Origin of the sequence: Curtobacterium sp. MCBA15_016 (assembly GCF_001865105.1) — a bacterium.
Lineage (GTDB): Bacteria > Actinomycetota > Actinomycetes > Actinomycetales > Microbacteriaceae > Curtobacterium.
Window position 1 is genome coordinate 19717 of sequence record NZ_MJGR01000013.1, and the last position, 25445, is coordinate 45161.

Here is a 25445-nt window from a genome sequence, read left to right on the forward strand (position 1 = left end):
TCACTTCCGGATCCGCTCGGCCGCGCGCAGGCGCACGGGCGTTGCTCGTGGGTTGGCGGCGCGTTCGGCCTCGTCGGCCTGCTCGGCGCCCTTGACGACCAGTTCGTACGTCGGCCGGTGCTCGGGCAGTTCGACCGGCAGGCCGGCGGGTGCGCTCGACTTCGTCCGTGCGGTCAGCGCCCGCTTGACGATGCGGTCCTCGAGCGACTGGTACGACTCGACGACGATGCGGCCACCGACCGCGATGGCGTCGAGCGCTGCCGGGATCGCCCGTTCGAGGACGCTCAGTTCGGCGTTCACCTCGATGCGCAGCGCCTGGAACACGCGCTTCGCGGGGTGTCCCTGGCGCTGGATGGCCACCGGGGTCGCGTCGTGCAGGACCTGCACGAGGTCGCCGGACATCTCGAACGGGGCGGTCACCCGTCGCTCGACGATCGCCCGGGCGTAGCGACCGGCGAGCTTCTCCTCGCCGTAGCGCTGGAAGATCCGGCGCAGCTCGCCCTCGTCGTAGGTGGCGAGGACGTCGGCGGCGGTCTGCCCCTCGGTCCGGTCCATCCGCATGTCGAGCGGTGCGTCCTGGCTGTACGCGAAGCCACGCTCGGCCCGGTCGAGCTGCAGGGAGCTGACACCGAGGTCGAACAGGACGCCGTCGACCTCGTCGAAGCCCTCGCCCTCGATCGCGTCGACGATGCCGTCGTAGACCGTGTGCACCAGGCGGACGCGGTCACCGAAGCGGGCGAGCCGCTCCCCCGCGATGCCGAGCGCGTCGGTGTCGCGGTCGAGGCCGATGAGCGTCAGCTCCGGGAAGCGCTCGAGCAGCCCCTCGGAGTGGCCGCCCATGCCGAGCGTCGCGTCGACCACGACCTTGCCCGGCCCCTCGAGGGTGGGCGTGAAGAGGTCGACGATGCGCTCGAGCATCACCGGGGTGTGGGGGAAGCGCTGTGCGCCCGTCTCGTTCTCGGCCATGTGCAGCCCCTCGTCCTCCGGGCCGCGGGTCCGGATCCCCATCCATGCGACCTGACACCGGGGAAGGGGTGTCAGGGATGCACGGCTGGGAGTCCCGATCCACGGATCAGAAGATCCCCGGGATCACCTCCTCGTCGTTGTCGGCGAAGCCCTCTTCGACTTCTGCGTAGTAGGCCTCCCACGCGGGGGTCGACCAGATCTCGGCACGGTCACCGGAGCCGATGACCGTCAGGTCCCGCTCGAGCCCCGCGTACTCGCGGAGGTTCTGCGGGATGGTGACGCGGTTCTGCTTGTCGGGCTGTTCCGCGCTCGCTCCGGAGAGGAACAGGCGCATGTAGTCCCGGGTGCGCTTCGAGGTCATCGGTGCGGTGCGGATGCGCTCGTGCAGTTGCTCGAACGTGTCCGCGCTGAAGACGACGACGCAGCGCTCCTGCCCGCGGGTCATCACGAGGCCCCCGGACAGTTCGTCCCGGAACTTGGCGGGGAGGATCACGCGACCCTTCTCGTCGAGCTTCGGGGCATGGGTACCGAGCAGCACGTCGGGCCTCCCCTCCGCTCCACCGGACCGTTGTGTCCCCCACTTTACTCCACTCCCCTCCCCACGGTGCGGAAATCATTCCCGAAATCGCCGTCGTGCCCTGTTTTGGGGTCGATGGAGGCTCAGTTCCGGCGCGCTCGAGCGCGGAGAGGCCCGAATCCACGGGGATCGAGGACCCGGTGGAGGGATGTGGAGCGCGTGGAGGGAAGTGGAGGACTTCCACAGCTCCGGGGCGCACTCCCGCGGCGCGGCGGCGGCTCCCGTGGCCCGTGCCGGTCGTCGAGCGGGCGGAACCGGTTGCTCGGCGGCGCCGAGCGGGCCGTTTCGCGCCCGCTCGGCGACTGGCCGGCGGCGTGTTGCGCCCGTTGAGCCGGCACCTGCGGGACGGGAGGCGCGGTGCGGCGCCGACCCGCGCCTCCCGTCCGATGGCACGCACCGCCTCGCCCCAGCGGTCACGACCCGCCGCGCGCGGACCTCCGAGCGGGCGCGATCGGCCGCCGCGCGGGCTCGAGCGGGACCCATTTCGCCCGGCCGCCGAGCGGTCACGACCCGCCGCGCGCGGACCCCCGAGCGGGCACGATCGGCCGCTGCGCGGCCTCGAGTGGGACGTGTTTCACCCGCTCACCGAGCGGTCGCTACCCGCCGCATGCGGACCGCCGAGCGGGCACGATCGGCCGCTGCGCCGGCTTGAGCGGGACCGATTTCGCCCGGTCGCCGAACGGGTCGCGGCGTGTTCCGCACAGTCGGCGCGGCGCCCGCCGACCCGGCGCACCCCGACCCACCCCGGACGCACGAAACGGGGCCGGCCCCGAAGGACCGACCCCGTGGAGGAGTGTGGAGGGCCGCTAGCCCTGGTTGTCGTTCCGCTTGTCCCAGCGGTCGTTCATCCGGTCCATGAAGGACCCGCCGCCGCCCTGACTCGGCCGCGAGGCTCCGCCCGTCGACGGCTTGCCGGCCCGTGGCGCCTTCGCCTTGGGGGCTCGCATACCGGGACGCAGCGCGAAGAGGACTCCGGCCAGCATCACAACGAAGCCGAGGATCCCGATGAGCGGCTGGCGCATGACCAACCCGACGATGACGATGGCGACGCCTGCGAGTGCTCCGAGCACCCCGAGCGTGATCGACGTGTACGTCGGACGACCCTGGCGACGCGTGACACGCGCGACGAAGTCGGAGTCATTCTGGTAGAGGCTGCGCTCCATCTCTTCGAGGAGGCGCTGCTCTTGCTCCGAGAGTGGCATCTTTGTTCCCTCTGTTCCTGGGATCGACGCGTGGTTGAGGTGGACCGAGTCTACGACTCGACCGCTCCACTAGGGTAGGGAGTGTGGCTGAGAGTACGCGATTAGTGGACCTCGTGTCGGCGCGGATCGATCGGGCGCTGGACGACCAACGGGAACGGCTCGCCGCGATCAGTCCGGACCTGGCTCCGTTCGACCAGTACGCGCGGGATCTGCTCTCCGGGGGCAAGCGGTTCCGGGCCCTGTTCTGCTACTGGGGCTGGCAGTCCGTCGCGGGGCGGTCGGGCTCGTTCGACCCGCTCGGCGAGGGGTCCCGGCAGACCACGGCCGAGGCGATCGTCACGGTCGCGGCCGCGCTCGAGATCTTCCACGCTGCGGCGCTCGTCCACGACGACATCATGGACCGCTCGGACACCCGCCGCGGGCGTCCGGCAGCGCACCGCCGGTTCGAGTCCCTCCACGAGGAGTCGGGCTGGGTCGGCGACCGGGCGCTCTACGGCACGAACTCGGCCCTGCTGCTCGGCGACCTCCTGCTCTCCCTGAGCGACTCGGTCTTCGACGAGGGGCTCGCCCTGCTCGACCCCGCGCGGGGCCGCATCGTCCGCCAGGAGTTCCACACCATGCGCCTCGACGTCACGGCGGGGCAGTACCTCGACGTGCACGAGGAGACCGCCTGGCCGACCATCGACGAGGACGAACACCTCGTCCGGGCCCAGCGCGTCATCGTCTTCAAGTCCGCGAAGTACTCGATCGAGGCCCCGCTCGTGATCGGTGCCCTCGTGGCCGGGGCGTCGGACGCGCAGCTCGAGGGGCTCCGGGCGTTCGGCCTCCCCCTCGGCGTGGCGTACCAGCTCCGCGACGACATGCTCGGCGTCTTCGGCGACCCCGAGGTCACCGGCAAGCCCGCCGGCGACGACCTGCGCGAGGGCAAGCGCACCGTCCTCATCGCCTCGGCCCGCAAGGCGTTGCCGAGTGGTCCCCGGCAGTTGCTCGACGAGCTCCTGGGCGACCCGGACCTCGACGAGGCGCAGGTGCAGATGCTCCGCGCGACGCTCACCGAGTCCGGTGCGGTCGCCGCCGTCGAGCGGTCGATCGAGCGGCACGTGCAGCGCGCGAAGGCCGCGATCGAGGCGGCACCGCTGACCCCGTCGGCGCGCGAGCAGCTCGTCGCGCTGGCCGACACGGTCAGCCGCCGCTCCGCGTAGACGCCCCCACCTGCATGCCAGGAGGGACGGTGCCGGCTGGCACCGCGCCTCCTGGACCCGAGGTGGGAACCGCTAGAGCAGCGACTGGGCGACGCGACGCACCTCGGCCTTGCGGCCGGCGCGCAGCGCGGCGATCGGCGAGGTGCCCATCGCGTCGTCGACGGAGAGCATCCAGCGGACGGCCTCGTCGTCGGTGAAGCCGTTGTCGGACAGGACGATGAGCGTCCCGCGCAGTTCCGGCAGGGGCTCGGTGTCGTCGAGGAACTCGCTCGGCACACGCAGGACACCGTCGATGCGCGCGGCCAGCAGCGTCTTCTGCTCGAAGAGCCGGTGGACGCGTCCGGGGCTCACCCCGAGCAGGTCCACCAGGTCGGGGACGGTCAGCCATCGCTCGGAAAGGGTCGTGTCGTCGATGGGTGCAGCACTCACAGGCCCCATGTTGCCAGAGTGCGACGGGACACCACACCGACTCGTTCGTCACATTCGTCACACACGCAACATCCGACTCTCTGGTTGACTTGGGAATCACGCCATGCCAGCGTGGGAACACCTGTGAGTGCGCACGCACGTGCAACGGCTCACCGCTCGAACAGGAGACACCGTGGACAACGCTGCAGACGAAGACGCCCGGCGCGCACGATCCGCCCGGTTCGCGACCATGCCCATCGTCCTCGCGGGGACGATCGCGGTGACCGCCGGACTCACCGGCCCGGTCGCCCACGCCGAACCGCGCCACGACGACGACAACCGCAACAAGCGGCACGTCGACGAGGACCGCACGGTGACCGATCGACCGGTCTTCGAGACCGCGGTCGCCCGTCCGTCGCAGACCACCGTGACCACGGTCGCCGCCGTCTCGACGAAGGCGCCCACCACGGCTGTGCCCACGAACTACACCGTGCGCCAGGGCGACACCGTGTCGGGCATCGCCGCCCGCTACGGCCTGTCCGCGCAGGAGGTCCTCGTGCGCAACGGCCTCGGCTGGAACACGATCATCCACCCCGGGCAGACGCTGCACCTCTCCTCGACGCCGGCGGTCAGCACGGCGTCGTCGACGACCTCGGCCACGGGCAGCTACCACGTCAAGCAGGGCGACACGGTGTCCGGCATCGCCTCGCGCGTCGGTGTGTCGACCACGGCGCTCCTCAGCGCGAACAGGCTCTCCCAGCGCTCGGTGATCTACCCCGGGCAGACGCTGCGGGTGCCGACCGCGGGTGCGACGGCAGCGCCGGTGGCGGCGGTCACGTCCGCTCCGGCCTCCACCTCCGGCAGTGCGTCGCCGGCCCGGGCCGGCAGCGTGAAGATCGGGACGGGTGACACCATCGCCTCGATCGCGGCCTCGCACGGCGTTACGGTCTCGGCGCTCCTCTCGGCGAACGGCCTCACCTACACGAGCACGATCTACGCCGGCAAGACGCTCGTCCTGCCGTCGTCGGGCCCGTCGCTCTCCGCCGAGCAGCGGGGCAACGCGGCGACGATCGTGGCCGTCGGCCGGTCCCTCGGGGTGTCCGACCACGGGATCGTCATCGCCCTCGCCGCGGCGATGCAGGAGTCGAGCCTGCGCAACCTCTCCCACGGGGACCGCGACTCGGTCGGGCTGTTCCAGCAGCGTCCGAGCCAGGGCTGGGGGTCCGCTGCGGCCCTGCAGGACCCGGCGACGGCGGCGAAGCGGTTCTTCACGGGCAACCCCGGGCACACCCGCGGGCTGCTCGACATCGCCGGGTGGTCGTCGATGAACGTCACGACCGCGGCGCAGGCCGTGCAGGTGTCGGCGTACCCGAAGGCGTACGCGCAGTGGGAGAAGACCGCGCAGAGACTGCTGGCGTCGCTCTGAGCCAGGCCGCCGGGCCGTCGCGCGCGCTCGCACGCCTGGCCGCTCGGCGGAACCGAGTCATCCGCAAGATCGAGATTCGGTCACGACCGGAGCGTCAGTGCGGGTCCGTGCAGTCCCGATTCGTAGAATGCCGCCGATGACCACCAACGCCGCCACGGATCCGATGATCGGTCGCATGATCGATCACCGGTACCGCGTACGCTCCCGCATCGCGCGCGGGGGCATGGCGACCGTGTACCTGGCGACCGACGTGCGGCTCGAGCGGCGCGTCGCGATCAAGATCATGCACGGCCACCTGGCCGACGACCAGGCCTTCCGGGAGCGCTTCATCCAAGAGGCCCGGTCGGCCGCCCGGCTCTCCCACCCGAACCTCGTCGGCGTGTACGACCAGGGCGCCGAGGACGACACGGCGTACATCGTCATGGAGTACATCCCCGGCATCACGCTCCGCGACCTCCTGCAGGAACACCACGCGCTGACGCCCGAGCAGGCGACCGACATCCTCCGGGCCGTCCTCGCCGGGCTCGCCTCGGCCCACCGCGCCGGCATCGTGCACCGCGACCTCAAGCCCGAGAACGTCCTGCTCGCCGACGACGGCCGCATCAAGCTCGGCGACTTCGGTCTCGCCCGTGCGACCACGGCGAACACCGCGACCGGGGCGGCCCTGCTCGGGACGATCGCGTACCTCTCCCCCGAGCTCGTCACGCGCGGTGCCGCCGACTCCCGCAGCGACATCTACGCGCTCGGCATCATGCTCTACGAGATGCTCACCGGCGAGCAGCCCTACAAGGGCGAGCAGCCGATGCAGATCGCCTACCAGCACGCCAACGACTCGGTCCCCGCGCCGAGCGCCGCCGTCGCCGGGGTCCCGCCGGAGCTCGACGACCTCGTCGCCTGGTCCACCGCCCGCAACCCGGACGACCGGCCGCGCGACGCCCGCGAGATGCTCGACCACATGTCGGGCGACCAGCAGCGTGCCACCGGTCAGTACCGCACCGCCGTGCTGCGGCCCGAGAACGCGACCGCGATCATCCCCGCCGGGTCCGCGACGCCGACCTCGGCGGACTCGGGCGACGCCACCACCATCCTCGAACCGGCCCAGCGTTCGTCGGCCCAGCAGCCCGGCGGCCGCGGTGGCCGGAACGCTCCGGGTCCCCGCCGGACCGGGTCGCAGCCAGGAGCCCTCTCCCCTGCCGGACAGCGGCTCGCCGACAAGTCGACCAAGCGTCGCAAGCGCGGGTGGATCATCCTCGTCGTCGTCCTCGTGCTCATGGCGATCGGCGGCTCGATCGGCTGGGCGCTCGGACCCGGACCGTGGGGCAACGTCCGCATCCCCGAGGTCACGGGCAAGTCCGTCTCGCAGGCACGACAGCTCCTCGAGGCGCAGGGCCTCCACACGGCGTCGTCGACCGCGACCCGCTTCGACGCCGTCGTCGCGAAGGGCCAGGTCTCCACGACCAAGCCCGCCGCCGAGCGCGAGGTCCGCAAGGGCACCTCGGTGCAGATCGTCGTGTCGAACGGGCCGAAGATGATCGCCCTGCCGGCCATCGTCGGGCAGCCGCTCTCCACCGTCACCGCGGCGCTCGATGACGACTTCCAGCTGCAGGACGACCAGTACCAGTTCTCCGCCGACGCCCCGAAGGACACCGTCATCGCCGCGACGGGTCTCGGCACCGACGGCGAGACGATCGACCTCTCGACGGTCGAGACCTACGGCGAACGCGGCCCGGTGACGCTCACCGTCTCCCTCGGCGCGGTCCCGGACGTGGTCGGCAAGTCCGTGAGCGACGCCACGGCGACGCTCGACACGGTGGGGCTCACGCTCGGCTCGCAGGACGGCCAGTTCAGCGACGACGTGCCCGAGGGGCAGATCATGTCCGCGAAGGCCCAGGACGATCCCGTCGTGCGGGGCTCCGCGATCGACGTCGTCGTGTCCAAGGGTCCGGCGCCCATCACGCTGCCGGACGTGCACGGGAAGACGATCAACGACGCCACCTCGACGCTCGACGCGCTCGGGCTCAAGGTCTCGGTGCCGGACTGCACGAACATCCTGTGCGGCTTCTACGACTGGAAGGCCTCGCTCCCCGTCGAGTCCACGGACCCGGCGGCGGGCACGACCGTGCACCGCGGCGACACGATCACGCTCGCCTACAAGCAGTAGGCGCACCGCGCGGCGGCGAGTCTCGGCCCCGCGGACAGTTCCGCGCCCTCGCGCGGCCCGAACTGTCCGCCGGGCCGAGTCTCGGCCCCGGCCGCAAGCGCGTGACGGACGGGAGGCACGGTGCGGGCTGGCACCGCGCCTCCCGTCCCACGGTCGCGGCTACCACTGCGCGGAAGCGACGGACGTGCGCATCGCGACGCAGCCCGTGCCGCCGAGGCGACAGGGTCCCGCGGAGACCCCGCAGGACCCTGTCGCTCTCGCACGCCGCGGCCGTCGGCGGCGCTGCGAGACTCGGCCCGCACGACGGGGTCACGAGCGCGTGACGGACGGGAGGCGCGGTGCGGACTGGCACCGCGCCTCCCGTCCCACGGTCGTGGCGACCACGGCGCGAAAGCGACGGACGTGCGCATCGCGACGCAGCCCGTGCCGCCGAGGCGACAGGGTCCCGCGGAGACTCCGCAGGACCCTGTCGCTCTCGCGAACCGCTGGCGCGCTACGCGCTACGCGCGCACGTGCGGGTGGGCGCCGAGCTCCTCGGCGACCAGGAACGCCAGCTCGAGCGACTGCATGTGGTTCAGCCGCGGGTCGCACAGGGACTCGTAGCGGGTCGCGAGGGTCGCCTCGTCGATCTGCTCCGAGCCGCCCAGGCACTCCGTGACGTCGTCACCGGTGAGCTCGACGTGCATGCCGCCCGGGTACGTGCCGACCTCGCGGTGGGCCTCGAAGAAGCCGAGGACCTCGTCCACGACGTCGTCGAACCGGCGAGTCTTGTACCCGGTCGGCGTCGTCAGGCCGTTGCCGTGCATCGGGTCCGTCACCCACAGCGGGTTGGCGTCCATGCCCTTGATCGCCTCGAGCAGCTTCGGCAGCTCGTCGCGGATCTTGCCGGCGCCCATGCGGGTGATGAACGTCAGGCGCCCCGGCTCGCGGTTCGGGTCGAGCTTGTCGACCAGGGCCTTCATGTCGTCGACCGAGGTCGTCGGGCCGAGCTTGACGCCGATCGGGTTCCGCACGCGGGACAGGAAGTCCACATGGGCGCCGTCGAGGTCGCGGGTGCGCTCACCGATCCAGATGAAGTGTCCGGAGGTGTCGTAGGCGAGCCCGGACCGCGAGTCGATCCGGGTCATCGGGCGCTCGTAGTCCATGAGCAGCCCCTCGTGCGAGGCGTAGAACTCGACGTGCTTCAGCTCGTCGAAGTCCGCACCGCAGGCGTCCATGAAGCGGATCGCGCGGTCGATCTCCTTCGCGAGGTGCTCGTACCGGGCGTTCGCCGGGTTCGACGCGAAGCCCTTGTTCCACGAGTGCACCTGGCGCAGGTCGGCGAACCCGCCCTGCGTGAAGGCGCGGACGAGGTTCAGGGTCGACGCAGCGGTGTGGTAGCCCTGCACGAGGCGCCGGGGGTCGGCCTGGCGGCTCTCCGGCGTGAAGTCGTAGCCGTTCACGATGTCGCCGCGGTAGGCGGGCAGCGTGACGTCGCCGCGGGTCTCGAAGTCGCTCGAGCGCGGCTTGGCGAACTGCCCGGCCATGCGGCCCATCTTGATGACGGGCATGGAAGCACCGTAGGTGAGCACGACGGCCATCTGGAGGATGGTCTTCACACGGTCGCGTATCGAGTCCGCCGTGGCACCGGCGAACGTCTCGGCGCAGTCGCCGCCCTGCAGCAGGAACGCCTTGCCCTGGGCCGCCGACGCGAGCCGTTCACGCAGCTTGTCGACCTCGCCCGCGAAGACGAGCGGGGGCAGCGTGGCGATCTCGGCCGAGGCGGCCTCGGCCGCGCTGGCGTCCGGCCACGTGGGCTGCTGCTTGATCGGGAGCGTCCGCCAGTAGTCGAGGCCCTCGATCACGTCCGGATCCTGCAGGGCGACGAAGTCGGTCGACTCGAACAAGGGTGGTACCTCTCGAAGGGATGGCCGTCCGGGCGGATGCCGGAACCATCGAATCCTAACGTGCCGAGGTGCCCCGCCCATTCCGCGTGACCTTGCCGCGGAGGACCTGCTCGCGCGCCGTGCTCGCACGCTCCTTGACACTCGTCGCGTAGACGTCGACGTACTCCTGGCGGCTCAGCCCGGCGAGCTCGTGCATGACCTCGTCGGTGACGCTGCGGAGGATGAAGCGGTCGGTCTCGAAGCCCTCGAAGCGGGAGAAGTCGAGGGGCTTGCCGAAGACGACGCCCACGCGCTTGAACTTCGGGAAGCGCTGCCCGATCTGCTGCACCTCGCGCGTGCCGACCATGGCGACCGGGACGACGGTGACGCGCCCCTCGAGGATCATGCGGGCGATGCCGGTCCGGCCCCGGTAGAGCTTGCCGTCCGGGCTGCGGGTGCCCTCGGGGTAGATGCCGAGCTGCTCACCCCGGGCGAGGACCTGCAGGCCGGTCCGGAGCGACGCCTCGGACGCCTTGCCGCCGGAGCGGTCGATGGGCAGCTGGCCGATGGCGTTGAAGAACGTCTTCGTCGCCCAGCCCTTGAGCCCGCGACCCGTGAAGTAGTCGCTCTTCGCCAGGAACGACAGCCGGCGGTCGAGCACGGCCGGCAGGATCACCGAGTCGATGAACGAGATGTGGTTGGACGCGAAGATCACCGGTCCCTTCGCGGGGACGTGCTCACGACCGACGACCCACGGCCGGAAGAGCGTGAGGATGAGCGGCCCGAGCAGGAAGTTCTTCAGCAGCCAGTAGGTCATCGTCGACTCCGAGACGGTGGGGTGGTGCGACCCTACGCCGTGCGGGCGTGGATCCGAGCGAGGTCGGCCGCGCCGACGACACCGGCGTCGTTGACGAGCTCGGCGATCACGAAGTCCGGCTCCGGGTGGTAGCCCCGGGCCGGCAGGTTGTTGAGGTAGGCCTGCTTGATCGGGTCGAGCAGCCGGTCCCCCGCACTCGCGACGCCGCCGCCGAAGACGAAGAGCTGCGGGTCGAGCACGGCGGACAGCGAGGCGCAGGCCTCGCCGAGGTGCCGACCGAGCCGCCGCAGGGCCGCGAGGGCCCCCGGGTCGTCGGCCAGGATCAGGTCGCCGACGATGTGCCCGTCGAGCTCGCCGCCGTTGGCCGCACGCGCGTCGGCGAGGGCGGAACCGATGCCGCCGGCGTCCGCGACGTCGTTCGCCATGCGCTGCAGGGCACGACCGGAGCCGTACTGCTCGATGCAGCCGCGGGCGCCGCAGCCGCACGGGAGGCCGTTCGGCACGATCCGGAGGTGGCCGATCTCGCCACCGGTGCCGAAGCCCCCGCGGAAGAGGCGGTCCTCGGTGACGATCGCACCGCCGACGCCGGTCCCGATCGTCAGCATGGTCATGTCGGACACGAGCCGACCGGCACCGAAGCGGAACTCCGCCCAGCCCGCCGCGTTGGCGTCGTTGTCCACGGTGATGTGCAGGTCACCGATGCGCTGCTGCAGCTTCTGGCGCAGCGGCTCGTTCCGCCACCGGATGTTCGGCGTGTAGTAGACGATCGACTGCGAGGCGTCGATGAAGCCCGGCGCGGCGACGCCCACCGCGCTGACCTCGTTCGCGGCGCGCAGTCGCGAGACCATCGCGACCACGTCGTCGAGCATGGCGTCCGGGTCCGCAGCGTTGGTGGCCACCCGGTCCTCGGCGACGATCTCGCCCAGTTCCGTGACGACCGCTCCCGCGATCTTGGTGCCCCCGATGTCGATTCCGATGGCGTGCACGAGGAACGAGCCTACCGGTTCCCTGCGTCCACACGGAACGCTCGACACCGCGCCCTATGCTGGCGGTGTCGCCTCGACGATGAGGCGCACTCGAATCGAACCGGCCGACAAGGGAGTCACCGTGAACGATCAGCGGCACCCAACACCGATCACCGCACCCGACCACGGCTCGGCTGCCCGACTGCTCTCCGAGCGGGTGCGGGCGACACCGGACCGTCCGATCCTCGCCGAGCGCCGCGGCGACACCTGGACCCCGATCAGCGCGGCCGACGTCGAACGTCGGGTCCGCGGGATCGCGAAGGGCTTCGTCGCCGCAGGCCTCGAGCCCGGCGCGCACGTGGCGATCCTGTCGCGCACCCGCCTCGAGTGGACGCTCGTCGACTTCGCCGTGTGGACCGCCGGCCTCGTGTCGATCCCGGTCTACGAGACCAGCTCCCCCGACCAGGTGCGCTGGATCCTCTCCGACTCCGAGGCCGTCGCGATCGTCGTCGAGCAGGAGGAGCACGCCCGCCGTGTCGCGTCGATCGCACCGGACCTGCCGCACCTCGGCCAGCACTGGACGATCGACGGCGGCGGGCTCGACGACCTCGTCCGCCTCGGCGAGGACGTCACCGACGACGAGCTCGACGCGCGCACCGTCGACGTGCACGGCCACGACGACGCCACGATCATCTACACCTCGGGGACGACGGGCCGACCGAAGGGCTGCGTGCTCCGGCACGACAACTTCACCGCCACCGTGGAGGGCGCGTCGGAGGCGATGCCCGAGGTCGTCGCCGACGACGCCTCGACGCTGCTGTTCATCCCGATGGCCCACGTCTTCGCCCGGTTCATCGCGGTGATGTCCGTCTCCGCGGGCGTCCTCGTCGGCCACGAGCCGGACACGAAGGACCTCATGCACGCGGTGTCGACGTTCAAGCCGTCGTTCCTGCTCGCCGTCCCGCGCGTGTTCGAGAAGATCTACAACTCCGCCGAGCAGAAGGCCGACCTCGGGGGCAAGGGTCGGATCTTCCGTGCCGCCGCGAAGACCGCGGTCGCGCACTCCGAGGCCCTCGCGAGCGGGAAGGTCCCGCTCGGACTCGCCCTCCGCTTCAAGCTCTTCGACCGGCTCGTCTACGCCAAGCTCCGCGACGCGATGGGCGGCCGCGTCCGCTACGCCGTGAGCGGCTCGGCACCGCTCTCCCCGCGGCTGTCGCACTTCTTCCGGTCGATCGGGGTGCTCATCCTCGAGGGGTACGGCCTCACCGAGACGACCGCTCCCGCGACCGTGAACCGAGCCGGGGAGCTCCGGATCGGCAGTGTCGGCCGCGCGCTCCCGGGCGTCGAGATCCGGATCGCCGAGGACGACGAGATCCTCATCCGCGGCGTCGACGTCTTCGACCGCTACTGGCGGAACGACGAGGCCACCGCGAAGGCCCTCGTCGACGGCTGGTTCCGGACCGGCGACCTCGGCCGGCTCGACACCGACGGCGTCCTCACCGTGACCGGCCGCGCCAAGGAGCTCATCGTCACCGCCAGCGGCAAGAACGTCGCACCGGCACCGCTCGAGGACGGCATCCGCGAGCACCCGCTCATCGGACAGGTCGTCGTCGTCGGCGAGGGCAAGCCCTTCGTCGCCGCCCTCGTCACGCTCGACCGGGACATGCTCGCCGGCTGGTGCGAGACGCGCGGGATCACCCCGGCGCTCACCGCGCACGAGGCCGCCTACGACGAGCGGGTCCACCAGGCCGTGCAGGAGGCGATCGACGCCGCCAACCAGCGCGTGTCACGTGCCGAGTCGGTCCGGTCGTTCACGGTGCTCGACACCGACCTCACCGAGGCATCGGGGCACCTCACGCCGAAGCTGACGATCAAGCGCGCGGTCGTCCTGAAGGACTTCGCCGCCGACGTCGAGCACATCTACTCGGGGTCGAAGGTGCAGACCACCGCGACGCCCGTCGTCGAGGGTCGCCGCCGCCGGGGCTAGGTCCGCGACGCGTGCCAGGAGGCGCGGTGCCGGTCCCGTGGACCGGCACCGCGCCTCCTGTGCGTCACCCTGCGCGCGGGGCGCGACCCGTGGTCGCGTCCGCCCGCGCGCTCAGCGCTCCTGCGGTTGCTGCGTCTCCGGGGCGTCGAGGACGGCCGTCGAGGAGGTCGTGACCTGGACCTCGGTGGGGCGACGGTTGGTGCGGGTGCGGTGCGAGCTGAGCTCGTCGTTCTGTGCGGTCATGGGGATGTCCTGGGGGTGTGGGAAACGGTGTCGGTGGGAAGCCGACGGCGATACGGTACCTCTTCGTCAGGACAAAGCGACAATCCCACGTTGGGGTGTCACCACGGCGTTCACGGAACGCGGACGGTCCGGCATCCGAGGTCGGTCTCGGGCATGCCCGAGCCGGTGCCGACGGCGGTCGTGCAGAGGGTGTGCGACCCGCTCGCCAGCGGGACCGCGAAGCGGTAGCCGGAGCCGATCGGCGCGTCCGGGTGCACCTTCCGGACGTCGTTCCGGGTGAGGCCGGTCGTGCCGGTCGCGAGGACCCGCCCGGCCTCGGCGACGCGGATCGCCAGCGGCCGGGTCGTGTCCGGGTCGTAGGCCCAGCCCGCGACCGTGACCCCCGTCGCGGTGGCCGCCGGTGCCTGGTCGTGCCCGCGCGGGTCGTGGGCGCCCACCGGGGCCGCCGACATCCGGACGGGCGCCGCGGAGGTGCTCGTCGCGGTCGAGCCGTCCGGGTGCCGGAGCGTGACGGTCGCGTGGTAGCTGCCCGCCGGCAGTGTGCCGAGGACGAACGGCACGCTGTTCGCACCCTTCGTCACGGCCACGCCGTCCACCAGCACGCGCTTCGTCGTCGTGCCGTCGCGGGTCACGGTGACCTTCGCGGTCGTCCCGGCGGTCCAGGCGGCGTCGTGGAAGCCGATGCGCGTCCACCCGTTGGCTGCCGGGTCCGCGCGGAGGTGGAACGACTTGAGGTGCCAGACGGCGGCGCCGCGGTCCTCGTTCGGGTCCCAGCGGAGGCTCGTGACGACCTGCTTCCACCCGGGACTGCCCTTCGGCATCGTCTCGTCGAGGGGGTTCGTCGCCGCCAGGTCGATGCGGTTCTCGCCCGACTCGTTCGGGCCGACCGGGGTGGCGTTGGCGCCGGAGAAGGTCAGGACGTCGTTGCTGACCTGCAGGCCCTTCGCGCCGCGCACCGACCACACCAGGCGCGCCATCTTCCCGCCGCCGGGGGCGTTGCGGAGGTCGTAGGCGCCGTCGTACGACATCGACCAGGACAGCCAGTGGTACTGCTTGCCGTCGAAGGCCGACACCGGGAAGACGACCTCGGGGTCGCGCACGATCGGGCCGGCGTTCTGCGCGGTGAGGCCGACGGAGCTCCAGCTGCGGAACCGGGCGTTCTTCAGCGTGACGCCGCGCCCGGCGACGCCGTTCGTCAGGACCCAGGAGCGCCCGCGCTGGACGGCCGCGAGGTCCTTGCCCTGGTCGGGGTTCGGGCTGTCCACGACCGCGATCGGTCGGGCGACGACCCGGAAGGTGCCGTAGTCGCCCGCCGGCAGGGCGTCCTGCGGAGCGGAGCCGCCGTGGAGCCGGGTCCAGTCGATGCTGACCTTCCCGCTCGGGCTCTCGCCGGTGTGGACGACGATCGGCTGCACGCGGAGCAGCGTCGGCTTCGAACCGGTCCAGGGGACGTGCCCGCCCATGACGGACTTGCCGGTGAGGTCGACGTCGACGACGTGGTTCCCCTTCTCGACCTTCGCCGTCACGCCGCCCATGCAGCTGAGCGATCGTGCCGCGCAGGTGAACCAGCTGATCGCGATCTGCCGGCCGGCGTACGGCTGGTCCATCGAGACGGAGAGGTGCGTGTAGCGCTTCGTGTCGATCGGGTGGAGGGCGCCGTCGCGGCCGTAGGGCAGCGTGCCGGGCATGGTCTCGACCGGGGAGAAGTAGGTGGAGCGCTCGAGGGTGCCGATCAGGTGGCCCTTGCTGATCGAGTAGCGGCCGTAGCCGACGCGGTCGGTGTTCTGGTCGGCGGTGTTGCTGTAGTCCCAGGGGTCGCCGAAGGTCTCGGTGGCGTAGTCGGGCGACTCGGTGTAGGTCGGCACGGTCGCGGCCGTGGCGGCGGCCGCGCTGCTCGCGGTGGTGGCCGGGCCGACGGCGGTGGCCGCGGCGACGGCGAGGACGCCGAGGACGGCGACGACGGCGCGGCGGGCTGGTCCCTGTGTCATGGTGCTCCCCTGGTCGACGCGGTCACCGTACCCAGGAGTGCGCACGCACCTCACCCCCGAGTCAGGGTGCCGCCCGACCGAGGGTGGGCACTTCGGAGGACTAGTGGAACCAGTCCTGCGCGCGGATGTCGCGGAGCGCCTGGCGGCGGATCTCCGGGTCGAGCGTCATCACGTAGACGGTGCCGTCGAGGTGGTCCACCTCGTGCTGGAGCGCCTCGGCCATGAGCCCGGTGCCCTCGAGCACGACCTCGGCCCCGTCGACGTCGACGCCGCGGACCTTCGCGTACGGGTACCGGCGCGTGGGGTACGACAGGCCAGGGACGGAGAGACAGCCCTCGTCCATGAGCTCCGGCTCCCCCGACACCTCGACGATCTCGGGGTTGAGCACGTAGCCGACCTCGCCGTCGACGTTGTACGAGAAGGCGCGCAGACCGACACCGATCTGGGGAGCGGCGACGCCGGCGCGGCCGGGCTCCTTGACGGTGTCGACCAGGTCCTGCACGAGGTCGCGGATGCCCGCGCTGCCGAGCGCGTCTGGACGGATCGGGTCGGCCGGGGACCGGAGGACGGGGTCGCCGAACAGGCGGATGGGACGGACGGTCAATTTACTGCAGCACCACCAGGAGGTCGCCGGCGTCCACCTGCTGGGTCACCGGGATCGCGAGTCGGCCGACGGTCCCCGCGACGGGTGCCGTGATGGCCGCTTCCATCTTCATCGCCTCGATGCTCGCCACGGCCTGTCCGGCTTCGACGACGTCACCGACGGCGACCTTGAGCGTCACGACACCGGAGAACGGTGCCGCGACGTGCTTCGGGTCGGTCTTGTCCGCCTGCTCGGCGGCCTTGGTCTCGACCTCGATCGAGCGGTCGCGGACGTACACCGGGCGGAGCTGCCCGTTCATCGTCGCCATGACCGTGCGGACGCCGCGCGCGTCGGCCTCGCCGATCGCCTCGAGCCCGACGAACAGGTCCACGCCCTTGCCGAGCGGCACGACGTGCTCCTGCTCGGGGCGCAGGCCGTACAGGTAGTCGACGGTCGGCACGACGGACAGGTCGCCGTACTGCTCGCGGACGCGCTCGAACTGCTGCGTCGGCTGCGGGAAGAGCAGGCGGTTGAGGGCCTGTCGCCGTTCGGGACCGGGGGTCTCCAGGTGTGCGCCCTCGGCGTCCGGCACCGGCGTGATCTCGAGCCGGACGTCGCGGCCCGCGAGGACCTTCGACCGGAAGGGCTCGGGCCAGCCACCGGGCAGGTCGCCGAGTTCGCCGGCCATGAAGCCGACGACGGAGTCCGGGATGTCGTACTTCTGCGGGTTCTGCTCGAAGTCGACCGGGTCGGCGTCCACCGCGGCCAGCTGCAGCGCGAGGTCGCCGACGACCTTCGACGACGGCGTGACCTTCGTGGGGCGGCCGAGGATCCGGTTTGCCTCGGCGTACCAGTCCTCGACCTGCTCGAAGCGGTCGCCGAGCCCGAGCGCGATGGCCTGCTGGCGGAGGTTCGACAGCTGACCGCCGGGGATCTCGTGCTTGTACACGCGGCCCGTCGGACCCGGCAGGCCGGACTCGAACGGGGCGTACGCACGCCGCACCGCTTCCCAGTACGGCTCGAGGTCGCCGACGGCGTCGAGGGAGAGCCGCGTGTCGCGCTCGGTGTGCGCCAGGGCGGCGACGAGCGCGGACATGCTCGGCTGGCTGGTCGTGCCGGCCATCGGCGCGGCGGCGACGTCCACCGCGTCGGCACCGGCACGGGCCGCGGCGAGGAGCGTCGCGAGCTGTCCGCCCGCGGTGTCGTGCGTGTGCACGTGCACCGGCTGGTCGAAGCGCTCCCGCAGGGCGGTGACGAGCCGCTCGGCCGCGCCGGCGCGGAGCAGGCCGGCCATGTCCTTGATACCGATGACGTGCGCACCGGCCTCGACCATCTGCTCCGCGAGGCGGAGGTAGTAGTCGAGCGTGTAGAGGTCCTCGGACGGGTCGAGGAGGTCGGCGGTGTAGCAGAGCGCCGCTTCGGCGACGGCCGTGTCGGTGGCGAGCACCGCCTCCAGGGCCGGACGCAACTGGCTGACGTCGTTGAGCGCGTCGAACACGCGGAACACGTCGACACCCGTCGCGGCCGCCTCGGCCACGAACGCGTCCGTCACCTCGGTCGGGTACGGCGTGTAGCCGACGGTGTTGCGTCCGCGGAGCAGCATCTGGATCGGGATGTTCGGCATCGCCTCGCGCAGCGAGGCGAGCCGCTCCCACGGGTCCTCGCCGAGGAAGCGGAGCGCCACGTCGTAGGTGGCACCGCCCCAGGCCTCGACGCTGAGCAGCTGCGGCGTGAGTCGGGCGACGTACGGGGCGACCGCGACGAGGTCCTTCGTGCGCACACGGGTCGCGAGGAGCGACTGGTGGGCGTCGCGCATCGTCGTCTCGGTGACGGCGAGCTCGGTCTGACCGCGGAGCGCCTTCGCCCACTCGGCCGGACCCAGCAGGCGGAGGCGGTCGCGCTGCCCCTCGGGGACCGGGGCGCCGAGGTCGATCGTCGGCAGCTTCTCGCTCGGCTCGACGGTCTGCGGGCGACGCTCGCCGTTCGGCTTGTTCACCGTCACGTCGGCGAGCCAGTTCAGCACCTTCGTGCCGCGGTCCTTCGAGACGTGGCCGCCGAACAGCTGCGGGCGCTCCTCGATGAACTTCGTCGAGATGTCGCCGCGGTCGAAGTCGGGGTCCTCGAGCACGGCCTGCAGGAACGGGATGTTCGTGGAGACGCCCCGGATGCGGAACTCCGCGAGGGCGCGCTTCGCCCGGGCCACCGCCGCCGGGAAGTCCCGCCCGCGGCAGGTCATCTTCGCGAGCATCGAGTCGAAGTGCGGGCTGATCTGCGCGCCGGTGGCGACCGTGCCGCCGTCGAGGCGGACGCCCGCGCCACCCGGGCTGCGGTAGGTCGTGATGCGACCCGTGTCCGGGCGGAAGCCCTGCGTCGGGTCCTCGGTGGTGATGCGTGTCTGCAGGGCTGCGCCGTGCACGCGGACGCTGTCCTGCGACAGGCCGAGGTCGCCGAGGGTCTGCCCGGCGGCGATGCGCATCTGCGACTGGACGAGGTCGACGTCCGTGACCTCTTCGGTGACGGTGTGCTCGACCTGGATGCGCGGGTTCATCTCGATGAAGACGTGCTGGCCCGCACGCTCGCCCTCGGTGTCGAGCAGGAACTCCACCGTGCCGGCGTTCACGTACCCGATCGACCGGGCGAAGGCGACGGCGTCGCGGTGCAGCGCCTGCGCGATCGCCGGGTCGAGGTTCGGCGCCGGCGCGATCTCGACGACCTTCTGGTTCCGGCGCTGGACCGAGCAGTCGCGCTCGAACAGGTGGATCGTGCCGGCGTCGGTGCCGGTGGCGTCGGCGAGGATCTGCACCTCGATGTGGCGCGGACGGATGACGGCCTGCTCGAGGAACATCGTCGGGTCGCCGAAGGCGCTGTCGGCCTCGCGCATCGCCTCTTCGAGGGCCGCACGCAGCTCGGGCTTCGTCTCCACCCGGCGCATGCCACGGCCACCGCCACCGGCGACGGCCTTCGCGAACACCGGGAACCCGATGGCGTCCGCGCCGGCGAGGAGTTCCTCGATGTCGCGGCTCGCCGGGGTGCTCGCGAGGACCGGGACACCGGCCGCGACCGCGTGCTCCTTCGCGGTGACCTTGTTGCCCGCCATCTCGAGCACGTGCTCACCCGGGCCGATGAACGTGATGCCCGCGGCAGCGGCTGCGGCGGCGAGCTCCGGGTTCTCGGACAGGAAGCCGTAGCCGGGGTAGATCGCGTCGGCACCCGACTCGCGTGCGACACGCACGATCTCGGAGACGTCCAGGTAGGCGCGGACGGGATGTCCGCGCTCGCCGATCAGGTAGGCCTCGTCCGCCTTGAGGCGGTGCAGGGAGTTGCGGTCCTCGTACGGGTAGACGGCGACGGTCTTCGCCCCCAGCTCGTACGCGGCCCGGAAGGCACGGATGGCGATCTCGCCACGATTGGCGACCAGGATCTTGCTGAACACGAGGTCCCTTTCAGCCCGGGTTGAGGTGAGACAACCCTACTGGCGGTAACGTTGCTCACCGTGCATGTACTCAGCGTGAGCTCCCTCAAGGGTGGTGTCGGCAAGACGACGGTGACGCTCGGCCTGACTTCGGCCGCGTTCGCCAAGGGACTGCGCACGCTGGTGGTGGATCTCGACCCGCAGTCGGACGTCTCGACCGGCCTCGACATCAACATCTCCGGCCACCTCAACGTGGCGGACGTCCTCGAGAACCCGAAGGAGAAGATCGTCCGTCAGGCGATCGCCCCCTCGGGGTGGACGAAGGGCTCCCAGGGCAAGATCGACGTCATGGTCGGATCGCCCTCGGCCATCAACTTCGACGGGCCGCACCCGTCCATCCGCGACATCTGGAAGCTCGAAGAGGCCCTCGCGAACGTCGAGCAGGACTACGACCTCGTCCTCATCGACTGCGCGCCGTCGCTGAACGCCCTCACCCGCACCGCCTGGGCTGCGTCCGACCGTGTGACCGTCGTCACCGAGCCCGGACTCTTCTCGGTGGCCGCTGCCGACCGGGCCCTCCGCGCGATCGAGGAGATCCGCCGCGGGCTCTCCCCCCGCTTGCAGCCGCTCGGCATCATCGTGAACCGTGCCCGCGTGCAGTCGCTCGAGCACCAGTTCCGCATCAAGGAGCTCCGCGACATGTTCGGCCCGCTCGTGCTCTCGCCGCAGCTGCCCGAGCGGACCTCGCTGCAGCAGGCGCAGGGTGCGGCGAAGCCCCTGCACGTGTGGCCGGGTGAGTCGGCGCAGGAGATGGCGAAGAACTTCGACCAGCTGCTCGAGCGCATCATGCGCACGGGCAAGATCGGCCCGTACGCCGAGGGCGGCGCGGCCTAGGGCGCGTCGCGCCCGCTGGCGCTCGGCCGTGGGCCCGTTCGGCTTCGCCGAGGTCGCGCAACACGCCGCTCGCGTTCGCCGAGGTCGCGCAAAGTGCCGCCGGGAGCTGGCCCGAACGGCAGAACGTGCGACCTCGCCTCCGGCACGGCGCACGACATCGACCGGGAGGCGCGCCTCGCCTCCGTCGCACCACCGCCGGACAACACGCTCGGGTTCACCCCGCGAGGTCGCTCGACATGCGGCTCACGTCCGACCAGGTCGCACGAACTGCCGCGGGGAACGGGCTCGCGCGGCAGATCGTGCGACCTCGTGGTCGGGGCGGTGTGGCGCCCGCGGAGGCTCGCTCGAGGTCGCACGACGCCCGGCGCGCGCCGAGGTCGCACGACACGCCACGGCTTGCGTGCCGAGGTCGCACAACATGTCGCACGGAATGGGCGCGCGCGGCAGAACGTGCGACCTTGCGACTCGAGCGGACGCGGGCCCGGGCTCGGGCCCGGGCAGGCCCGCCAGCGCGGGATTAGGACGCGCGGGAAGCCCGGCGGGCGGCGAGCTCGTCGTCGGGGTCGGCCGCCGGCGTCGCGTCGAGCTCGACCAGCGAGGACTCGACCTCGCGCAGGACCTTGCCCACCGCGATGCCGAACACGCCCTGACCCCGCGAGACCAGGTCGATGACCTCGTCGTCGGAGGTGCAGAGGTACACCGAGGCACCGTCCGACATGAGCGTCGTCTGCGCCAGGTCCGAGACGCCGGACTCGCGCAGCTGGTTCACGGCGGTGCGGATCTGCTGGAGGGAGATGCCCGTGTCGAGCAGGCGCTTCACGAGCTTGAGCACGAGGATGTCGCGGAAGCCGTACAGCCGCTGCGACCCGGAGCCCGCGGCCCCGCGGATCGTCGGCTCGACGAGCTCGGTGCGGGCCCAGTAGTCGAGCTGGCGGTAGGAGATGCCGGCAGCACGGGCAGCGACGGTACCGCGGTACCCGTTCTGCTCGTCGTGCTCGGGCAGGCCGTCGGTGAAGAGCAGCCCGAGGTCGTACCGGGTCATCTCCGACTCGGTGCCGGGGGTGTCGTTCCCACTCATCAGGCTGCCTTCCACGACGATCGAGCTCCCAACTGAACGTTCAATGACGGGTTGAGAGTTGTTCCGAGGTCCACGGTAGCGACTCGGACCGCTCCGGCGCGGGACATCCGACTCGGCGCGTCCGGCGTGTCGAGGATACGCCCCACCCACCGACGCGCACCAGCGGTCGAGGAGGGACGAGCCACGACGCGCGTCATGCGTCGAGACGCCCGATCGCCGTGCGGATGAGGTTCGACCGGATCACCTCGAGGTGGCCGGCGATCTCGCGCGCGAGCTCGGTCGCCTTCGCCCGGGACGTGGCGTCACCGCGGCGGGACACCGGCATGAGCGCGGACTCGATGAGCCCGACCTCGCGCTCGGCGACGCTGCGCATCGTGCGGAGGTGTCGCGGTTCGATCCCGGTGCGCTGGAGTTCGACGAGGGCCTTGAGCACCGAGACCCCGTCGTCGCCGTACGTGTCGGCAGCGGGCAGCAGCGACGCCGAGACCGCGTCGGCGAGGAGCATCGGCGAGGCACCGGCAGCACGGACCGTCTCGTCGCGGGTGTAACGCCGCTCACGCCCGAGGATGGACGGCTTCGGCGCGTCGCCGCCCCCGGGGAGCACCGGTTCACGCCCGGCGTCGAGGTCGGCCAGGTAGTCCTTGATGACCTTGAGCGGGAGGTAGTGGTCGCGCTGCAGCCCGAGGACGATCCGGAGCCGCTCGACGTCGGCCGCCGAGAACTTCCGGTAGCCGCTCGCGGTGCGGATCGGGGTGACCAGCTCGCGCTCTTCGAGGAACCGGAGCTTCGAGCTCGACAGGTCCGGGAACTCCGGCTTGAGGCGAGCGAGGACCTGCCCGATCGTGAGCAGGTCCGAGACCGCGGACCCCGCCCGGGCCGCGGCGGACCGTGCGGCCACTACGCGGTCGCCAGGCGCGCCAGGTCGACCCGGGAGGCGTAGAAGGTCAGGCGGAACTTGCCGACCTGCACTTCGGACCCGTCGGTGAGGAGTGCTTCGTCGATGCGGACGCCGTCGAAGTACGTGCCGTTGAGCGACCCGTTGTCCTTCACGCTGAAGCTCGTGCCGTGGCGGAGGAACTGGGCGTGCTTGCGCGACACCGTGACGTCGTCGAGGAAGATGTCGGCGTCGGGGTGGCGCCCCGCCGTGGTGACGTCCGAGTCGAGGAGGAACCGAGCACCGACGTTCGGCCCGCGACGGACCACGAGCAGCGCCGACCCGGAGGGCAGCGCGTTGATCGCTTCACGTTCTTCGGCGGACACACCGGACTCGGCAGTGAGCGCCGCCCCCATGTCCATGCTGAAGGTCAGTGTGGTGTCGACCAGCCGCTGCTCAGGGGTCTTCTGACCGTCCGGCTGCGGGACCACTGGTTCTGGCATCGTGGACCTCCTCCTCTTGGCGCACCAGCGTATCGGAAACGAGCGGCCGAACGGGAGCCCCGAACGGGGCTGGGGACAACTCGGCAGAACGCGTACAGCGAACGTACCGGGAACACGGATGCGTCAGCGCCCGCGCGCGAGCAGCCACAGCAGGTAGGGCGCCCCGATGACCCCCGTCACCACACCGACCGGCAGCGCGTTCCCCGGGATCGCGAACTGGGCGATGAGGTCGCTCGCCAGTGTGATCGCGGCACCGACGGCGGCGGTCGACCCGAGGGCGACCCGTCCGCCCCCGACGAGCCTCCGGGCGATGGGGGCCGCCATCAGCGCGACGAAGGACACCGGTCCCGCGGTGGCCACGGCGGCGGCGGTCAGGCACACGGCGGTCAGCAGGAGCAGCACCTTCGCGCGGTTCGGCCGGAGCCCGAGCGCCGAGGCCACCTCGTCGCCGAGGGTCAGCACGGTGAGCCGCGAGGACTGCAGGAGGGCGAGTGTCGTGAACACCACGAAGACGACGGCGAGGACCCCGACGAGGTTCCGGTCGACGGCGTTCAGGCTGCCGGAGAGCCAGAGCAGCGCGGTGCCGGCCTGGGTGACCGTGCCGCTCGTGAGCATCCACCCGGTGATGCTCAGGCAGATCGCCGCGACGCCGATGCCCACGAGGACGACCCGGTTGCCGGTGATCCCCCGACGCCACGCGAGTCCGGCGATGACGAGGGAGACGAGGACGGCACCGACGAGCACCACCGAGAACAGGGTCCCGCCGCTCGCGCCGAACAGGACGATGGCGGTCAGGCCCGAAGCGCTCGCGCCCGAGGTGATGCCGATGACGTCCGGACTCGCGATGGGGTTCCGGACGACGCTCTGCACGATGCCACCGGCCACGCCGAGCGACGCCCCCACGAGGATCGCCCCGGCGACCCGGGGGCCACGGAGCTGCCCGATCACGAAGTCCGAGACGGTGTCGCCGTGCCCGACGAGCGCGCTCGCGACCTGCACGGGCGAGAGCGGGATCTCGCCGACGCCGAGCCCGACGAGCACGAGGGCGACGAGCAGGACGAGGACGGCACCGAGCACGAGCCACTCGCGGCGCACGGCGGTCACAGGCCCTTCACCGCCCGCGACCGTACGAGCCAGATGAACACCGGCGCGCCGATGAGCGCCGTGACGATGCCGACCTGCAGCTCCCCCGGGTACGCCACGACGCGGCCGATCACGTCGGCGACGAGCAGCAGCGCCGGCGCGACGATGGCCGACAGCAGGATCGTCCAGCGGTGGTCCGGCCCGCTCAACCGACGGACGGCGTGCGGCACGGCGAGCCCGATGAACGCGATCGGCCCTGCTGCCGCGACGGCCGACCCGGCGAGCAGCACGGTGACGACTCCCCCGACGGCGCGCACGAGCACGACACGCTGCCCGAGCGACGCGGCGAGCTCGTCGCCGAGCGCGAGCGTGTTGAGCGACCGGCCGAGGGCGAAGGCGATGACGAGCCCGACGAGCACCGGGACCGTGATCACCCCGGCGGTGCCGAGGTCCTTGCCGGCCAGCGCTCCGACCTGCCAGAAGCGCAGCTGGTCGAGGAGGCTCTGGCTCGTCACGAGCACCGCCGTGGTGATCGAGGACAGTGCAGCGGCGACGACGGCCCCGGACAGGGCGAGTCCGACGGGCGACAGCCCCCGGCGGGCCACGGCGGCGATGCCGTACACGAGGAGCGCGGCGAGGGCGGCCCCGAGGAAGGCGAACGGCAGGTACGCGGCGGTGCCGCTGACGCCGAACAGCGCGATCCCGGCGACGACCGCGAGCGCGGCCCCCGAGTTGATGCCGAGGACGCTCGGATCGGCGAGCGGGTTCCGGGTGACGCCCTGCATGACGGCGCCGGCGACCCCGAGCGCGGACCCGGCGAGGAGTCCGACGACGGTGCGGGGCACGCGGTTGCCGAGCACGATCAGGCCGATCTCGTCGTTCCGTCCGGGGTGCAGGACGGTGTCGAGCACGGTGCCGAGCGGGATCGGGCGGGAGCCGAAGGCCACCGAGAGCGCCACCGCCACGACGAGGACGACCACCGCCAGCACGGTGGCGCCGACGAGGCGGGACACGGAGCTGGGCGCAGGAGGGGTGGGCGACGGCGAACGCATGGGAAGTAAGGCAACCCTAACGGACGACGTCGTACGGCGACCCCCGAGCAAGCCGTGAGCAGCCGCAGGGTCCGTTCATAGGTTCGTCATGGGAACCGGGCCTGTACTCGTACCCATCGACGCCCGACCGGGCAGCCGAGGGACGACCGGAGAGCACTG

General features: G+C 71.6%; 21 protein-coding genes. 5 read left to right on the forward strand and 16 right to left on the reverse strand.

Translation table 11 applies throughout. The features are described from left to right. The 3 genes from rsmH to BIV03_RS05530 form a co-directional block, all read right to left on the reverse strand. Nucleotides 1-966: a 16S rRNA (cytosine(1402)-N(4))-methyltransferase RsmH gene (gene rsmH / locus BIV03_RS05520; RefSeq protein WP_175475733.1), complete on the reverse strand. Its 966-nt coding sequence runs from the start codon at nucleotides 964-966 to the stop codon at nucleotides 1-3. A gap of 106 nt (nucleotides 967-1072) precedes the next feature. Then, entirely contained in the window at nucleotides 1073-1504 is a 432-nt protein-coding gene (gene mraZ / locus BIV03_RS05525) for a division/cell wall cluster transcriptional repressor MraZ (protein ID WP_022906684.1), read from the reverse strand. Nucleotides 1505-2349: 845 nt separating this feature from the next. Further along, nucleotides 2350-2745 (reverse strand): DUF3040 domain-containing protein, encoded by a 396-nt coding sequence (locus tag BIV03_RS05530; protein WP_070418646.1) that lies wholly within the window; start codon nucleotides 2743-2745, stop codon nucleotides 2350-2352. Between the two features lie 83 nt (nucleotides 2746-2828). On the opposite strand from BIV03_RS05530, the gene BIV03_RS05535 reads away from it, so the two are divergent. Next, nucleotides 2829-3947 (forward strand): polyprenyl synthetase family protein, encoded by a 1119-nt coding sequence (locus BIV03_RS05535; protein ID WP_070418645.1) that lies wholly within the window; start codon nucleotides 2829-2831, stop codon nucleotides 3945-3947. A 72-nt stretch (nucleotides 3948-4019) separates the two neighbouring features. Here the strand turns inward: BIV03_RS05535 and BIV03_RS05540 are convergent, their stop codons facing one another. After that, nucleotides 4020-4376 carry an Rv2175c family DNA-binding protein gene (locus tag BIV03_RS05540; RefSeq protein WP_254789630.1) on the reverse strand — a complete coding sequence of 119 codons (357 nt, stop codon included), beginning with the start codon at nucleotides 4374-4376 and terminating at the stop codon, nucleotides 4020-4022. Between the two features lie 172 nt (nucleotides 4377-4548). Here BIV03_RS05540 and BIV03_RS05545 point away from each other — a divergent pair, with 172 nt between their 5' ends. Together BIV03_RS05545 and pknB are read left to right on the forward strand one after the other, a co-directional pair. After that, entirely contained in the window at nucleotides 4549-5781 is a 1233-nt protein-coding gene (locus BIV03_RS05545) for a LysM peptidoglycan-binding domain-containing protein (protein ID WP_254790748.1), read from the forward strand. Between the two features lie 136 nt (nucleotides 5782-5917). Further along, a complete protein-coding gene (pknB, locus tag BIV03_RS05550; protein ID WP_071294951.1) occupies nucleotides 5918-7942 on the forward strand; it encodes a Stk1 family PASTA domain-containing Ser/Thr kinase in 2025 nt (674 codons plus the stop codon). 500 nt (nucleotides 7943-8442) lie between these two features. Here pknB and BIV03_RS05555 read toward each other — a convergent pair whose 3' ends face one another. From BIV03_RS05555 to BIV03_RS05565, 3 genes are all read right to left on the reverse strand, one after another. Beyond that, nucleotides 8443-9786: a class II 3-deoxy-7-phosphoheptulonate synthase gene (locus BIV03_RS05555; protein ID WP_092387865.1), complete on the reverse strand. Its 1344-nt coding sequence runs from the start codon at nucleotides 9784-9786 to the stop codon at nucleotides 8443-8445. Nucleotides 9787-9883: 97 nt separating this feature from the next. Beyond that, nucleotides 9884-10624 (reverse strand): 1-acyl-sn-glycerol-3-phosphate acyltransferase, encoded by a 741-nt coding sequence (locus BIV03_RS05560; RefSeq protein WP_070418642.1) that lies wholly within the window; start codon nucleotides 10622-10624, stop codon nucleotides 9884-9886. 32 nt (nucleotides 10625-10656) lie between these two features. Beyond that, the gene (locus BIV03_RS05565; protein ID WP_070418641.1) at nucleotides 10657-11610 is read right to left on the reverse strand and encodes an ROK family glucokinase; all 954 of its coding nucleotides are present in this window, start codon (nucleotides 11608-11610) and stop codon (nucleotides 10657-10659) included. 121 nt (nucleotides 11611-11731) lie between these two features. Here BIV03_RS05565 and BIV03_RS05570 point away from each other — a divergent pair, with 121 nt between their 5' ends. After that, nucleotides 11732-13576, forward strand: a complete 1845-nt coding sequence (locus BIV03_RS05570) for a long-chain fatty acid--CoA ligase (RefSeq protein WP_071294952.1) — start codon at nucleotides 11732-11734, stop codon at nucleotides 13574-13576. Nucleotides 13577-13687: 111 nt separating this feature from the next. Here the strand turns inward: BIV03_RS05570 and BIV03_RS20225 are convergent, their stop codons facing one another. The 4 genes from BIV03_RS20225 to BIV03_RS05585 all read right to left on the reverse strand — a co-directional run bounded on the left by BIV03_RS20225 (nucleotide 13688) and on the right by BIV03_RS05585 (nucleotide 19823). Further along, on the reverse strand, nucleotides 13688-13819 hold the full coding sequence (locus tag BIV03_RS20225) for a hypothetical protein (protein ID WP_258027649.1): 132 nt from the start codon (nucleotides 13817-13819) through the stop codon (nucleotides 13688-13690). A 110-nt stretch (nucleotides 13820-13929) separates the two neighbouring features. Beyond that, nucleotides 13930-15807 carry a hypothetical protein gene (locus tag BIV03_RS19475; RefSeq protein ID WP_071294953.1) on the reverse strand — a complete coding sequence of 626 codons (1878 nt, stop codon included), beginning with the start codon at nucleotides 15805-15807 and terminating at the stop codon, nucleotides 13930-13932. A 100-nt stretch (nucleotides 15808-15907) separates the two neighbouring features. Continuing rightward, nucleotides 15908-16411: a peptide deformylase gene (locus BIV03_RS05580; protein ID WP_070418638.1), complete on the reverse strand. Its 504-nt coding sequence runs from the start codon at nucleotides 16409-16411 to the stop codon at nucleotides 15908-15910. A 1-nt stretch (nucleotide 16412) separates the two neighbouring features. Continuing rightward, nucleotides 16413-19823, reverse strand: coding sequence for a pyruvate carboxylase (locus tag BIV03_RS05585; RefSeq protein WP_071294954.1), 3411 nt, complete (start codon nucleotides 19821-19823; stop codon nucleotides 16413-16415). A gap of 60 nt (nucleotides 19824-19883) precedes the next feature. On the opposite strand from BIV03_RS05585, the gene BIV03_RS05590 reads away from it, so the two are divergent. Continuing rightward, entirely contained in the window at nucleotides 19884-20696 is an 813-nt protein-coding gene (locus BIV03_RS05590; RefSeq protein ID WP_070418636.1) for a ParA family protein, read from the forward strand. A gap of 517 nt (nucleotides 20697-21213) precedes the next feature. Here the strand turns inward: BIV03_RS05590 and BIV03_RS05595 are convergent. The 5 genes from BIV03_RS05595 to BIV03_RS05615 form a co-directional block, all read right to left on the reverse strand. Continuing rightward, nucleotides 21214-21774: a MerR family transcriptional regulator gene (locus BIV03_RS05595; RefSeq protein ID WP_070418635.1), complete on the reverse strand. Its 561-nt coding sequence runs from the start codon at nucleotides 21772-21774 to the stop codon at nucleotides 21214-21216. Between the two features lie 193 nt (nucleotides 21775-21967). Continuing rightward, on the reverse strand, nucleotides 21968-22672 hold the full coding sequence (locus tag BIV03_RS05600; protein ID WP_071294955.1) for a MerR family transcriptional regulator: 705 nt from the start codon (nucleotides 22670-22672) through the stop codon (nucleotides 21968-21970). Further along, nucleotides 22672-23151 (reverse strand): FHA domain-containing protein, encoded by a 480-nt coding sequence (locus BIV03_RS05605; protein WP_071294956.1) that lies wholly within the window; start codon nucleotides 23149-23151, stop codon nucleotides 22672-22674. Before BIV03_RS05605 ends, BIV03_RS05600 begins: the two co-directional genes overlap by 1 nt. A 123-nt stretch (nucleotides 23152-23274) precedes the next feature. Next, complete coding sequence (locus tag BIV03_RS05610) at nucleotides 23275-24255, reverse strand: iron chelate uptake ABC transporter family permease subunit (protein ID WP_071294957.1); 981 nt, start codon at nucleotides 24253-24255, stop codon at nucleotides 23275-23277. Beyond that, on the reverse strand, nucleotides 24252-25247 hold the full coding sequence (locus tag BIV03_RS05615; protein WP_254790750.1) for an iron ABC transporter permease: 996 nt from the start codon (nucleotides 25245-25247) through the stop codon (nucleotides 24252-24254). The genes BIV03_RS05610 and BIV03_RS05615 overlap by 4 nt, the downstream gene beginning before the upstream one ends. Nucleotides 25248-25445 lie beyond the last annotated feature (198 nt).